This window comes from Affinundibacterium danionis, assembly GCF_042432465.1.
Taxonomy (GTDB): Bacteria; Pseudomonadota; Gammaproteobacteria; order Burkholderiales; family Burkholderiaceae_D; genus Undibacterium; species Undibacterium danionis.
Window position 1 is genome coordinate 368090 of the sequence record NZ_JBHLXJ010000002.1, and the last position, 13172, is coordinate 381261.

Consider the following 13172-nt stretch of genomic DNA (forward strand, 5'->3'; position numbering starts at 1 on the left):
CTATGATGAAAATCACTGCAATACAAATGGTGTCATTAGCTGACCCAGCCACCAATATACAAACCGCAAAACGTTTGTTGCAACAAGCGAAATCGGCGGGTGCCGAGCTAGCCGTGTTGCCTGAGTATTGGTCCATTATGGGGCTGCGTGATACGGATAAAGTAGCCTTTGCTGAAGAGCCGGGAAATGGCGTTTTACAGAACTTTTTAAAGCAAATGGCGCAAGAATTGCAGATGACCATAGTCGGAGGAACTATTCCTTTGCAATCGAGTGATAGTCATAAAATCTATAACGCTTGTCTGGTGTTTGATCCTAGCGGAACGCAAATTGCGCGCTATGACAAAATTCACTTGTTTGGCTTTACCAATGGCGAAGAAAGCTACCAAGAGTCGAACACCATACAAGCTGGTGACGAGATCGTTAGCTTTGATAGCGCAGTTGGTAAAGTGGGCTTGGGTATTTGTTATGACCTACGCTTTCCAGAATTATTCCGCAATATGGGAGTCTGTGATTTGTTAGTGTTGCCCGCCGCCTTTACCTACACGACCGGACAGGCGCATTGGGAAATCCTGCTGCGAGCCCGCGCTATAGAAAACCAATGCTATGTATTAGCATCAGCCCAAGGCGGTACGCATGATAGTGGTCGCCGTACTTGGGGACATAGTATGTTGATTGATCCTTGGGGTAAAGTTTTGAGTTGTTTGGAAGAAGGCGAGGGCGTAGTTGTCGCCGATTTGGATAGGGAAGCAATGCAAAATATCCGTAATAACTTACCAGCCTTAAAGCATCGACGCTTTGCTTGCTAGTTGTGTTTTAGTTTCGGTTTTAGTTGCGTTTGGTCGCCTCGCGAGCATCTGTATGAAATGCTCTACAATACGCAAGTTTCTAGCCACTTAGTAGCCACTGCTGTAGTCAATAAAGATTGAAGAATATGACACCATTTGATTCGAATTTAAAACACCTTGCTATCGCTCGCGATATTCTTTTGAAGCCTTTTGGACTGGATGAGGTCAAGCTATCGTCCGCGTTGAAAACCATGTTCACCCATAAGATCGATTATGCGGATTTGTATTTTCAGTTTACCAAAAATGAAGGTTGGAGTTTGGAAGAAGGTATCGTTAAGACTGGTAGTTTTTCGATAGATCAAGGCGTTGGCGTTCGCGCCGTGTCCGGCGATAAGACAGCGTTTTCCTACTCAGATGAAATTTCGGAGCACGCATTGTTAGAAGCTGCGGCCGCTACTCGTACTATCGCGCGCGCAGGCTCTGGCAAGATTCAAGTTGCTTCTTCCATGCAAGGCATACAAGGCCATAATTTATTTTTGCAAGATGATCCTTTGGCGTCATTAGATGCCACTCAAAAAGTTGCCTTGTTAGAGCGCATCGAGAAAATTGCGCGCGCCAAAGATCCGCGTATCGTCCAAGTCATGGCGAGTTTAGCTGGCGAGTATGACGTGATTTTGGTGGCACGCAGTGATGGTGTGATTGCTGCTGACGTTCGCCCATTGGTGCGTATGTCACTGACTATCATCGCAGAACAAAATGGCCGTCGTGAAACAGGTTCTAGTGGAGGTGGCGGTCGTTATAATTTTTCGTATTTCACGGATGCGATTCTGGAACAATACGCAGATGATGCAGTGAAGTCTGCTTTAGTTAATCTAGATGCGCGACCTGCGCCAGCCGGGCCGATGACCGTGGTACTTGGCTCAGGTTGGCCTGGTGTTTTATTACATGAAGCCATAGGTCATGGATTGGAAGGCGATTTTAATCGTAAGGGGTCTAGTACGTTTGCCGGTCGCATCGGTGATCGCGTTGCGGCAAAAGGCGTGACTGTAGTGGATGACGGCACTTTAGAAAATCGCCGAGGTTCTTTGAATATTGATGACGAAGGTAATCCTACCCAATGCACTACTTTGATTGAAGACGGCATACTCAAAGGCTATATTCAAGACACGATGAATGCACGCTTGATGAAGATGCCAGTGACAGGCAATGCACGTCGCGAATCTTTCGCCCATTTGCCTATGCCACGCATGACCAATACATATATGTTGGGCGGCGACAAAGATCCTGCCGAAATTTTAGCTTCAGTAAAAAATGGTTTGTACGCGGTGAATTTTGGTGGTGGTCAGGTAGATATCACGAATGGTAAATTCGTCTTTTCTGCCAGTGAAGCCTATATGATAGAAGATGGCAAAGTCACCTATCCAGTTAAAGGCGCAACCTTGATTGGGAATGGTCCCGATGTCTTAAATCGGGTATCAATGATAGGCAATGATATGCGCTTGGATTCCGGTGTTGGTGTATGTGGCAAGGAAGGGCAAAGTGTACCTGTAGGAGTTGGACAGCCGACTTTGCGAATTGATGGCTTGGTCGTTGGCGGTACCGCCTAGGTTCTAGAGTGCAGTTTCTTTTGGTAAATTGACGGCAAAAGTTCGTATTGTATATACATATTTTTGCCGTTGATTGATTGTTAAAAAGCCTTTATTTTTGCTTCTTGTATTGAATGTAGTGTTGTGTCTTGAGTCGATCCGATATTGTGATTACAGTATCTTTTTTCTACGAAAGGATCAGCATGTCTAAACTCTCCTTCAATCAAGGTTCGCCTCAATTCATTCCTTTGAGTACCTATCGCGCCTATCCCGAAAGTGAGATGGAAGCGCGCGCTGCGGAGTTCTATCAAGAGCTATCTCGCCGTAAAACCATACGTGAATTTTCATCAGAACCAGTTTCTCGCAAAGTCATAGAGCAGTGTTTGTTAGCTGCGGGTACTGCGCCTTCAGGTGCCAATCATCAACCGTGGCATTTTGCAGTTGTCAGTGACCCTGAATTAAAGCATCGTATCCGTGTCGAAGCAGAAATCGAAGAGCGCGAATTTTATGAGCGTCGTGCACCGCAAGAGTGGAAAGATGCATTAGCACCTTTGGGTACGGATTCTAATAAGCCTTTCTTAGAAGATGCCCCTTATTTGATCGCGATCTTTGGGCAAAAAAGTACCTTGATGGATGACGGCACGGCAGTCAAAAATTATTATGTGCCAGAATCGGTTTCCATCGCGACAGGATTTTTAATCGCAGCTTTACACCACGCAGGCTTAGCGACTTTGACACATACCCCAAGCCCTATGGGATTTTTAAATGAATTGCTGGATCGTCCGGATAACGAAAAACCGTATATTTTGTTAGTGGTTGGACATCCCGCAGATCATTGCATGGTGCCAAATATTCGCAAGAAACCATTAAATGAGATTGCCAGTTTTTTATAAGTGCTAATCTTGTTTGAATGTGAGGTTTGAATCTGAAGTTGGTATATGAGATTTGGCTATAAGCTTATGTTCTGAAGCATGTGTTTGCTCAAGCCTTTTGTAAGTTTCTGCGCATATTGAGATAAATTGCTTGCCAATTGCAGCTTGATGTTGTTATAGTCATTGCATTCGATCACGAGGTTTTCATGAATTTTGCACGATTTTACTTTCACTTTTACTTTAGCTATTCCAACCCTAAGGCGGTGGAGAAGTGGTAAGTTCACGTAGAAGCAAAATCGACGTACTGAGAACCCAAGCGATCCAAAAAAACCGCCAATCATGGCGGTTTTTTTTTGCCCTTTGAAATTAACTCATCAGGTCAATGGATAGGTAAAACGGATCAAAAAAATTTTCTAGAAATTATTTTTTAAACACATTTTAATCTTACTAAAACTTCAGGAAAACATCATGCAACGCACAGACGATCTACGTATTCGGGAAATGAAAGAGCTGCTTCCACCATCGCATTTGATTCGCGAATTTGCCTGCTCTGATAAAGCATCAGAAGTCACCGCCAATGCGCGCGCCGCATTGCATAATATTCTGCAAGCCAAAGACGATAGAGTGATGGTAGTGATAGGCCCATGCTCGATTCACGATACCAAAGCGACTCTGGAGTATGCAAAAAAACTTGCTGAAGCACGCGTGAAATTTGCCGGTGAATTAGAAATCGTGATGCGCGTGTATTTCGAAAAACCGCGTACTACGGTTGGTTGGAAAGGTTTGATTAATGATCCGTATATGGACAACAGCTTCCGTATTAATGACGGTCTGCGTATTGCGCGTGAATTGCTATTAAATATCAATGAACTTGGTTTGCCGGCTGGTACCGAGTACCTGGATATGATTAGTCCACAATACATCGCAGACTTAATTAGCTGGGGTGCGATCGGTGCGCGAACCACAGAATCACAAGTGCATAGGGAATTGGCATCGGGTTTGTCCTGCCCAGTTGGCTTCAAAAATGGCACGGATGGTAATGTCAAAATCGCCGTCGATGCGATTAAAGCGTCTTCCCAACCGCATCACTTCTTGTCAGTCACAAAAGGCGGACACTCAGCGATTGTTTCGACCAATGGCAATGAAGATTGTCACATCATTTTACGTGGCGGTAAGACGCCAAATTATGATGCTGCGAGCGTTGATGCAGCCGCTAAAGATATCGCTGCTAATGGTTTGCAACCACGCATTATGATCGATGCTTCACATGCGAATAGTTCAAAAAATCCTTTGAACCAAATTCCAGTGTGTGCAGATATTGCCCGTCAAATCGCAGGTGGCGATCAACGTATAGTCGGGGTGATGATCGAATCTAATTTAGTTGCAGGCCGTCAGGATTTAGTGGCAGGTAAAGAATTGATTTATGGTCAATCCATTACGGATGGCTGTATAGATTGGATAGACAGTGAGGTGGTCTTACAAGGACTTGCTGATGCGGTTAAACAACGTCGTAGTGCAGTTAAATAAATGCTGTGAATAGGGTTGAGTTTTTTTAAACTCAGCCCTTTTTTATTGGGTGACTGTCAAATCAGATTTTCTTTGTCAGCACCATTTGTTGGCCTTCGCGCACCATACTCACTCGCTTCAAGAATGACATACCGAGTAAGCAGATATTGAGATCACCTTCGTGTATGGACGCCTCGACCTGAAATAATTCTATATCGCCGACTTTGATTGAATCGAGTTTGATCAAATAAATCGGAACGATGCCATTGGCGGTGTTGGATCTGGCTCTTAGGCCTTTGCGATAGTCAATTCCCAATCGTATTGCTTCAGATGCTGGGATAGCGACAAAGCTAGCTCCGGTATCAACGATCATACGCAAACTACTGCCACCGTTAATTTGCCCCAGTGTGAAAAAATGGCCCAATTCGTTGGCATGTAGAGTGACGCTCGCGTTTTTGGATTCAGTAGTGCTGCGCATGCCGCCATGACCCAAATACAGAATTTGCTTTTTGCCTTCGACTTCTATCGTCGCGCTATTGGCGGTACTAGCAATTAATTTTGTCGTGCTATCGATATTGCTACCGATAGCATACATTTTGGGCGCCTTACCATCGACGACCAGCATGGCTTTTCCATTGCTTAAGGCGACCAAGCTAATATCGCTGGCGGCATAAGCCGAGCGATTATTGCCTAGCAAAGCGGTAGATGCGCTGGCTAAAAGAAGACGCCTAAGATGAGAGAAAGTCATGCTGGCTTTGTTTGTACACGGTCAGAGAGAGCAGATAGTGAACACAGAGGTAAAGATTAATCACGGAAATTATTAAATTCCAGCGGCAAATCTTTGACTTCCTTACGCAGCATTGCCATGGTCGCTTGCAAATCATCACGTTTCGCGCCGGTCACACGCACCGCATCGCCTTGTATGCTGGCTTGTACTTTTAACTTGCTGTCTTTGATCACTTTAACGATTTTTTTTGCATCTTCGGTTTGTATGCCGTTTTTTACTTTGATAACCTGCTTAACTTTATCACCGCCGATTTTATCGACTTTACCGATATCTAAAAAGCGCACATCTACACTACGTTTTCCCATGGTTTGGGTCACTTCAACCATAATTTGGTCCAGGTGAAACTCAGTATCACCAAAAATGGTGATTTCGCGCTCTTTGTCTTTGAGTTCAACTTTGGCGCTAGTTCCTTTCAAATCAAATCGATTGGTAACGACTTTATTGACTTGAGTGATGGCGTTTTTGACTTCTTCCATATTCGCTTCGGAGACGGTATCAAATGAGGGCATGGATGTTCCTTGTAGATGTATGACTAATCGGCGTGATTCACAGCGCGTCTGGCTATGATTCTCGAAAATAAGCGTGAAAAAATTACGATAATATAAATAGGCAGAAATAAAGCGATGAAATTTAGCTATTTCTTTTTGGTGGCGCTATTTTAACAAAAACTAAGCCTAACTTTATAGGCATTTTTGTGACAGAACGTCAGGCTAAGCATGCGTTACCGACTATAATCTTGTCTCTATGAAACCAGAATATCTACTTCAACAAAACTTTGACCTGCGCCACTTGAATAGCTTTGGAATATCGGCGCAAGCACATCGTTATGTGCGGATAGAAAGCTTGTCACAGTTACAGGCATTACGCACGCAACTTCAAGCTGATACAGATTTATCACAATTGCCGCGTTTGATTTTGGGCGGTGGCAGCAATATGATTTTGTCTGAGCATTTACCACATATTGTTCTGCATATCGCGATCATGGGACGCCAATTGAAAGCCGAAACCAGCGACGCCTTCATCGTGCGTGCTGGCGCGGGTGAGAATTGGCATCAGTTTGTGTTATGGACTTTGGCGCATGGTTATCCAGGTCTAGAAAATTTATCCTTAATTCCAGGTACCGTTGGTGCTTCGCCTATACAAAACATCGGTGCTTACGGTTTAGAAATGCAAGACTATTTTGATAGCTTGCGCGCGTTGGACATGCAGACCGGGGAAGTGAAAACCTTCACTAAACAAGACTGCGCCTTTGCCTATCGAGACAGTATTTTTAAAAGCGGAGAACCGGGACGTTATGTAATTTTAGATGTCTGTTTTGCGCTACCTAAGCAATGGCAAGCCCGCCTCAATTATGGCGACGTGGCGAAATATCTTCAGGCGCATAACGTTGCTACCCCGACGCCAATTGATGTTAGTAATGCGATTATCGCTATCCGGCAAAGCAAGTTGCCAGATCCCGCTTTGATTGGCAATGCAGGCAGTTTTTTTAAAAATCCCATAGTTACCGCCGACTTGCGCGACCAACTACTGCGCCAATATCCTGCTTGTGTCAGTTATCCTCAAGCCAATGGTGATTACAAATTAGCGGCAGGTTGGTTAATTGAGCAATGTGGATGGAAGGGCTATAGCGCCGCGACCGTGGGCGTCTATGAGAAGCAAGCCTTAGTGCTAATTAATCTTGGCGGTGCAAACGGCGCTGCGGTCAAGCAATTGGCACAAGCAATTCAAGCCGATGTGTTGGCAAAAATGGGTGTATCACTAGAAGTCGAACCTGTATTCGTCTAACAGGCCCTAAGTCTTACCAATAAAAAAAATAATGAAATCAAATACGAATATTTTGTATGGCGCAGTGCAGCCAGAGTTGATCAAAACCGAATGCTTAGCGGATTTATTAGAAACGACCATTCACACATTGCCCGATAAAATCGCGCTCTCTAGTGATCAAGAACAGCTTAGTTATGCTGAGCTTGGCGCTCGTGCCGATTTGGTTGCGCATTATCTGCTTGAGGCTGGTGTTAAACCCGGTGACATTCTGGGACTTTGGCTTCCGCGTGGTATTGAGCTGCTCGTCATGCAGGCTGGCATTGCCAAAGCTGGTGCCGCCTGGTTGCCATTTGATGCAGAGGTTCCAGTTGAACGTATCTCTGTCTGTTTGGACGATGCGCAGGGACTTGGTTTAGTCACTAGCGAAACCTTACTGCCGCAACTTGCACAATTGACGCCATCACTAACGCAAAAAGTTTTTACGGCGACGCAATTATCCTCGCCAACTTCGGGCGTACTAAGAAAACGTGAGCGTAATGCCGTTGAGCCTAGTCATCCAGCCTATGTGATTTATACCTCCGGTTCAACGGGGAAACCAAAAGGTATTTTGATTAACCAAGGCAGCATTTGTCATTTTTTGCGCAGTGAAAATAGTGTGCTTGGAATTACGGCTGACGATCGTGTCTATCAGGGTTTTTCTGTGGCATTTGATATGTCATTTGAGGAAATCTGGATTAGTTATTTGGTCGGCGCTAGCTTGTGGATAGCACCAAAAGAAGTAGCGCTCGACCCCGATGCGCTGCCACGTGCCTTGATTGAACATGAGATCACTGTATTGCATGCGGTACCGACTTTGCTCGCCTTGTTTAGTATCGATGTACCGTGTTTGCGATTAATCAATCTGGGCGGGGAAATGTGTCCTGCTAGTTTGGTTGAACGCTGGGCGATAAATGGCCGCCAGATGTTCAATACCTATGGCCCAACTGAGGCAACGGTGTCTGCTAGCCTCGCTCCTTTGCAAGCTGGCACACCCGTGACCATCGGGATTCCTCTGCCCAATTATGGTCTATTGGTGATTGATCCCGATGTCGATAAAGGCTTGCGCCTGTTGGAGCGTGGTGAGATTGGTGAACTCTGTATTTTTGGTCCAGGTGTTTCGGCTGGTTATCTTGGACGCCCTGATTTAACTGCGGAAAAATTTCTGAGTAATCCTTGGGCCAATGATCCTATCAATAACAGAATTTATCGTACAGGCGACCTTGCCAAAATTGGAGAAGACGGTAGCGTCCAATGTTTAGGTCGAGCGGATGATCAAGTAAAGATTCGTGGTTTTCGCGTTGAATTGGGTGAGATCGAAGCGGTCTTGGCGAAGCAAAACGGTGTAGGAACCGTTGCAGTTATTTTGCGTGCGGAGCAGGGCGTTGATCAACTGATTGCCTTTCTCGTGCGCGAAACTGGTGCTGATCCTGCATTGGTGAATGGTAGCAATTTACGCCAAGCATTGACGCAAAGTTTGCCCGCCTACATGGTGCCAACGCGCTATGAATTTTTGGACGAGATGCCGCGTCTAAGCTCAGGAAAAATTGATCGCAAAACCCTCAAAGCCCAGGAGTTAGCTGTACAAGTCTCATCCTCGGAAAGTGATGTCGCCGAAACCGAGGCTGAATCATGTTTGTTTGAAGCCTTAACGCGTCTCTTTCCCGGTCAAGCGATACGTCGAGACGCAGATTTTTTTAATGATCTCGGTGGCCATTCTTTGATGGCAGCGCGCTTAGTATCGTCCTTGCGCCTGGATGCGCGTTTCGCGTATTTTAAAATCAGCGATATCTATCAACAGCGTCGGGTAGGAGAAATCGCTGCTGTGATGCAAGCTGGCATGATCGTGGTGACAGATGAGATACAAGCAGCTGATGCATGGACGCCGCCATCAGCTATCAAACGCTGGACCTGTGGGTTAGCACAGGCCGCCATGATCCCTTGCTTGGTCGCATTCCGCATGTTGCAATGGTTGACGCCATTTTTCGCGTATCACTTTTTTACTGGTGACAGCGAAGACTCGATTCCACGCGCGGTGGCTTTGTCACTGGCATGTTTCCTATTGGTGACCGTTGCTGAGTTTTTCCTCGCCATCGCGGCAAAATGGTTGATCGTCGGACGATTAAAACCGGGCAAATATCCGCTGTGGGGATGGACTTATTTTCGCTGGTGGCTAGTTGACCGCATCATCGAAGCAGCACCTGCCTATATGCTGAGTGGCTCATCCATTTACACATGGTGGCTGCGTGCATTAGGTGCCAAGATAGGCGACGAAGTTTTGATTGGTTCTATCACTTTACGCGCCGCTGACTTATTGCAAATTGGTGATGGTGCGAGTATCGGTAACGCCTGTAATTTTGAAAATGCACGGGTTGAAAAAGGCTATTTGCATTTGGGGCAAATTGATATCGCCGATAACGCCTATGTCGGTTCTTATGCGGTGATCGAAGGTGGTACGCAGCTCGCAACACATGCCCACTTGGCGGGTCAATCCTGTCTCGTTGATGGGCAAAGTATTCCAGCCCATCGCATTTGGGAAGGCTCACCCGCGCGCGATGTGGGAGCCTTTGATGCGCACGCTTTACCACCAAGGCCGGTGGTTGGGATAGGACGAAAATTCGGTGAGAATTTATTTTTTATCCTAGGTAGTTTGAGTATTTCAGCGCTGTTTTTCTTGCCAGTTTTCCCAACCTTTATTTTGATCGACTGGCTTGATACTTTGGAGTTGTTACCTAGCACCCAGAACGCCGAGGTGGCAGTGCAGTTGAGTGAGTATTTTGTCTTCGCTTTTCCAGCTACCGCTGTTCTGATTGTGTGCACAGCGGTTCTCTCGGCCGGTATACGCTGGGGCTTATTACCCAAAATGACACCAGGACGTTATGCCGTGCATAGTAATGTGTACTGCGGTAAATGGTTGGTCAATCAAATTCAAGAATCGAGTTTGAATGTCTTGCACGGCGTGTATGCGACGATTTATTCACCGTTCTGGTACCGCATGTTGGGCGCTAAAGTTGGTAAGGGTGCAGAGGTATCGACCGCATTGGGTGTTGTGCCTGACATGTTGACCTTGGGCGATGAATGTTTTATTGCCGATGCCGTGATGTTAGGCGATGAAGAAATCGATCAAGGCTGGATGTCGGTGCAAGCCACCGAAGTCTCGCGTCGTAGCTTTGTCGGTAACGGCGCGTATATTCCCGATGGTACCGTGATTCCTGAGAATGTCTTGATTGGCGTGCACACCAGCGCCCCAGCGAATAGCGCGATGCGTAGCGGCGACACATGGATAGGCTCACCTGCGATGAACCTGCCTGCGCGCGAAGAGGTTAAAGGCTTCGCAGAAAACCTCACCTTTAAACCGAGTTTATGGCGTCGTGTTGCCCGCGGTCTAATCGAAGCCTTCCGCATCATCGCGCCACACGCCTTAGTGATCGCCATCGGCTACACCATCGTGCTCGACTTAATGCCCTTGGCCGCCGAAGAACGTTGGTTAGAAGTCTTGTATTACTTGGTCATCTCCGGTTTGCTATATGGTGCAGGTTGCTATGTGTTTATTTTGCTCGCCAAATGGATCTTGATCGGTCGCTACAAAAAAAGCAGTCATCCTATGTGGACGTGGTTTGTCTGGTCATCTGAAGCGATTACCAATCTCTATGAAGGCATTGCCGTCCCCAATTTTATGCGTTACTTAAAAGGCACACCGTGGCTGCCATTGGCATTCAATTTATTAGGTGCAAAAATCGGCAAGGGCGTGTATTTGGACACCACCGACATCACTGAATTTGATTGCGTGACCATAGGCGCCTACAGCGAAATCAACGCCGCCGCTTGCCCACAAACACATCTGTTTGAAGACCGCGTGATGAAGGTGGATCATGTGATCATCGGCGAACGCGTTTACCTCGGCCCACGCAGTTTTGTTTTGTACAGCGCGGTAGTCGGCGATGACGCCAAATTAGGTGCGTTGACCTTGGTCATGAAAGGCGAATTCATTCCCGCAAAATCAAGCTGGCGCGGTTGTCCCGCGGCGATTGCTAAGTAGTGTTGATATGAAGCACAGCCACTGCGTATTTGAATACCCAAATCAAATCGACGCAGCCTGTGCTTTTTATCGCCAACATGATTTCGTGGTGTTATTCAATCAAGCGGAAGAAAACCACGACCGCACCGTCTCTCGCACATCACTACGCACATCGGTTAAACAGTTTTTAGTGCTAGCTTGCGCGGTCAATAAAGACAAAATTCAATTGCACGCAGAAGCAGGGCAAGCACCGTATGCGCAAGTCGAACAACAGCGTATATTTCTCTCGTTTTCGTATGATCAAAATTATGCTGTGGCTGCGATTCATCGTTATCAAAATATAGGGATAGACCTACTCGCCACAGCGATTGATTTTGATTGGCGTGATGTAGCTCGGCTGTATTTGTCGCCTGCGGATAATCAAGGTATCGCCAATGCGCCAGAAGAGCAGCAGGCTAAGGAATTCGCGGCTTGTTGGGCGATGCATGAGTCTAGATTGAAATGTTGTGGGTTGGCGTTGCAGGAGTGGAGCGCGGAATTAGATGTTCAGTTGAATCGGTGCGAAGTGCATGTGTTACATAGTCATGAAAATTTTGCACTTCCTAAAAATCTTGTGATGGCTTTGGCGATTGATTTTGGTAAATAATTTTATGCTGTTTTATTCTGATGCGTATTTGAAGTGGTGCGCGAATTTTGTCGTTAATTTTCTGAGGCTTTGATTTGCCTGAAAACCTGTTTCGTTTTTTTGTTATACCTTTCGTGGATCAAGAAAAATACGTAAGTGCTAGACTTTATGCGGGTTTCCAAATGTTTTATGTTTTATTGATAAAATTTTAAGAGTATGTTAACTTACGTCTCTTTCACATTAAAACTAGTTAGCGATCATCTGTCATGCCAGAAAAAGTAAATATTCCAAACGCAATAAAGGTTGGTGATTTTTTTGAGAGTTGTAGTTTTCATCCTTGCTTGTGTATTTCCGTTGACGAAACAGGCAGGCATATAGAGGGTATATCGCTCGTAAATGGTATCGTACACAACTGTAACGTTGTTCATTGTGGCATCAGAAAGTTAAGCTTACGGGAAGCCGTCGAATGGAAGTTATCAGGACCAAAATTCATGGAGAATATGGAAGTCGACCAACCATGGTGGTGAACATCGCTAACATGACTTTCGAAAATGACGCGCGAGTAAGCGCTTTTTTAAAATTTGTAGATTGGCGCGCGCGCCTTTCAAATCGACGTTATGTAAGGTAGGAAAAACATTGAGCTTCGACAATCTATCTTTCGATGAAATTGACCAGCATGCTATGGAGCGGTTTGTATTTGACGACGAAGAAATATCGCCAATTCTTAAAGGGCATATATTTATTGAAAAAGTGCTTGAAACCTTGATTTCAAAAAATCTTAAAGATCCTAACGCATTTTTTAAATCTACACGTTCGTTTGATCTTAAAACAGATCTAGCTCTAGCCATGGGGCTAATAAATAAGAAATATTATTCCGCTTTTAAGGCTATAAACAAAGTAAGAAATAATTACGCACATAAGCATGACTACAAAGTATCCCTGGAAGATTTAAGTGGTTTTAAATTTGACTGGGTTGAAATTCAAAATAAAGCATTTAAGGTAGCTTGCAGTAAGGGCGCAGGTGAGGCTGCAAGAATTTCAACTATATTTTTGTGTTGGAAGGCTACACATCTTATTAGCAAACCAAATGCATAACAAATCGCCCAACCTACGCGCTGATATGTCCAAAGCTCTGCAGTCATGTCGATAAATGTTGGATTGCAGTCCAACTTATATGCTAGAAAATCAAATTT

10 protein-coding genes are annotated in these 13172 nt (G+C 45.4%); 8 read left to right on the forward strand and 2 right to left on the reverse strand.

Going from position 1 to position 13172, the window contains the following annotated elements:
* Nucleotides 1-2: 2 nt before the first annotated feature.
* The 4 genes from ACFFJH_RS01705 to aroG all read left to right on the forward strand — a co-directional run bounded on the left by ACFFJH_RS01705 (nt 3) and on the right by aroG (nt 4770).
* Nucleotides 3-806: a carbon-nitrogen hydrolase family protein gene (locus ACFFJH_RS01705; RefSeq protein WP_390209582.1), complete on the forward strand. Its 804-nt coding sequence runs from the start codon at nt 3-5 to the stop codon at nt 804-806.
* A gap of 125 nt (nt 807-931) precedes the next feature.
* Nucleotides 932-2392 (forward strand): metalloprotease TldD, encoded by a 1461-nt coding sequence (gene tldD, locus ACFFJH_RS01710; RefSeq protein WP_390209583.1) that lies wholly within the window; start codon nt 932-934, stop codon nt 2390-2392.
* Between the two features lie 182 nt (nt 2393-2574).
* Entirely contained in the window at nt 2575-3264 is a 690-nt protein-coding gene (locus ACFFJH_RS01715) for a nitroreductase family protein (protein ID WP_390209584.1), read from the forward strand.
* A 447-nt stretch (nt 3265-3711) separates the two neighbouring features.
* Nucleotides 3712-4770: a 3-deoxy-7-phosphoheptulonate synthase AroG gene (gene aroG / locus ACFFJH_RS01720; RefSeq protein WP_390209586.1), complete on the forward strand. Its 1059-nt coding sequence runs from the start codon at nt 3712-3714 to the stop codon at nt 4768-4770.
* A gap of 61 nt (nt 4771-4831) precedes the next feature.
* On the opposite strand, the gene ACFFJH_RS01725 is transcribed toward aroG, so the two are convergent.
* Both ACFFJH_RS01725 and ACFFJH_RS01730 read right to left on the reverse strand, forming a co-directional pair.
* A complete protein-coding gene (locus ACFFJH_RS01725) occupies nt 4832-5497 on the reverse strand; it encodes a retropepsin-like aspartic protease family protein (RefSeq protein WP_390209588.1) in 666 nt (221 codons plus the stop codon).
* A gap of 56 nt (nt 5498-5553) precedes the next feature.
* On the reverse strand, nt 5554-6045 hold the full coding sequence (locus tag ACFFJH_RS01730; RefSeq protein ID WP_390209590.1) for a YajQ family cyclic di-GMP-binding protein: 492 nt from the start codon (nt 6043-6045) through the stop codon (nt 5554-5556).
* 235 nt (nt 6046-6280) lie between these two features.
* On the opposite strand from ACFFJH_RS01730, the gene murB reads away from it, so the two are divergent.
* The 4 genes from murB (at nt 6281) to ACFFJH_RS01750 (ending at nt 13074) form a co-directional block, all read left to right on the forward strand.
* Nucleotides 6281-7321 carry a UDP-N-acetylmuramate dehydrogenase gene (gene murB, locus ACFFJH_RS01735; protein WP_390209592.1) on the forward strand — a complete coding sequence of 347 codons (1041 nt, stop codon included), beginning with the start codon at nt 6281-6283 and terminating at the stop codon, nt 7319-7321.
* Nucleotides 7322-7352: 31 nt separating this feature from the next.
* Nucleotides 7353-11375 carry a Pls/PosA family non-ribosomal peptide synthetase gene (locus tag ACFFJH_RS01740; protein ID WP_390209594.1) on the forward strand — a complete coding sequence of 1341 codons (4023 nt, stop codon included), beginning with the start codon at nt 7353-7355 and terminating at the stop codon, nt 11373-11375.
* 7 nt (nt 11376-11382) lie between these two features.
* Nucleotides 11383-12000, forward strand: a complete 618-nt coding sequence (locus tag ACFFJH_RS01745; RefSeq protein WP_390209596.1) for a 4'-phosphopantetheinyl transferase superfamily protein — start codon at nt 11383-11385, stop codon at nt 11998-12000.
* A 615-nt stretch (nt 12001-12615) separates the two neighbouring features.
* Nucleotides 12616-13074, forward strand: coding sequence for a hypothetical protein (locus ACFFJH_RS01750; RefSeq protein ID WP_390209598.1), 459 nt, complete (start codon nt 12616-12618; stop codon nt 13072-13074).
* Nucleotides 13075-13172: the final 98 nt, after the last annotated feature.

Excerpts from the sequence above, each read along its gene's own strand:
- ACFFJH_RS01705 (WP_390209582.1), top strand. The coding sequence starts at position 3 with ATGATGAAAATCACTGCAATACAAATGGTGTCATTAGCTGACCCAGCC.
- tldD (WP_390209583.1), top strand. The coding sequence starts at position 932 with ATGACACCATTTGATTCGAATTTAAAACACCTTGCTATCGCTCGCGAT.
- ACFFJH_RS01715 (WP_390209584.1), top strand. The coding sequence starts at position 2,575 with ATGTCTAAACTCTCCTTCAATCAAGGTTCGCCTCAATTCATTCCTTTG.
- aroG (WP_390209586.1), top strand. The coding sequence starts at position 3,712 with ATGCAACGCACAGACGATCTACGTATTCGGGAAATGAAAGAGCTGCTT.
- ACFFJH_RS01725 (WP_390209588.1), bottom strand. The coding sequence starts at position 5,497 with ATGACTTTCTCTCATCTTAGGCGTCTTCTTTTAGCCAGCGCATCTACC.
- ACFFJH_RS01730 (WP_390209590.1), bottom strand. The coding sequence starts at position 6,045 with ATGCCCTCATTTGATACCGTCTCCGAAGCGAATATGGAAGAAGTCAAA.
- murB (WP_390209592.1), top strand. The coding sequence starts at position 6,281 with ATGAAACCAGAATATCTACTTCAACAAAACTTTGACCTGCGCCACTTG.
- ACFFJH_RS01740 (WP_390209594.1), top strand. The coding sequence starts at position 7,353 with ATGAAATCAAATACGAATATTTTGTATGGCGCAGTGCAGCCAGAGTTG.
- ACFFJH_RS01745 (WP_390209596.1), top strand. The coding sequence starts at position 11,383 with ATGAAGCACAGCCACTGCGTATTTGAATACCCAAATCAAATCGACGCA.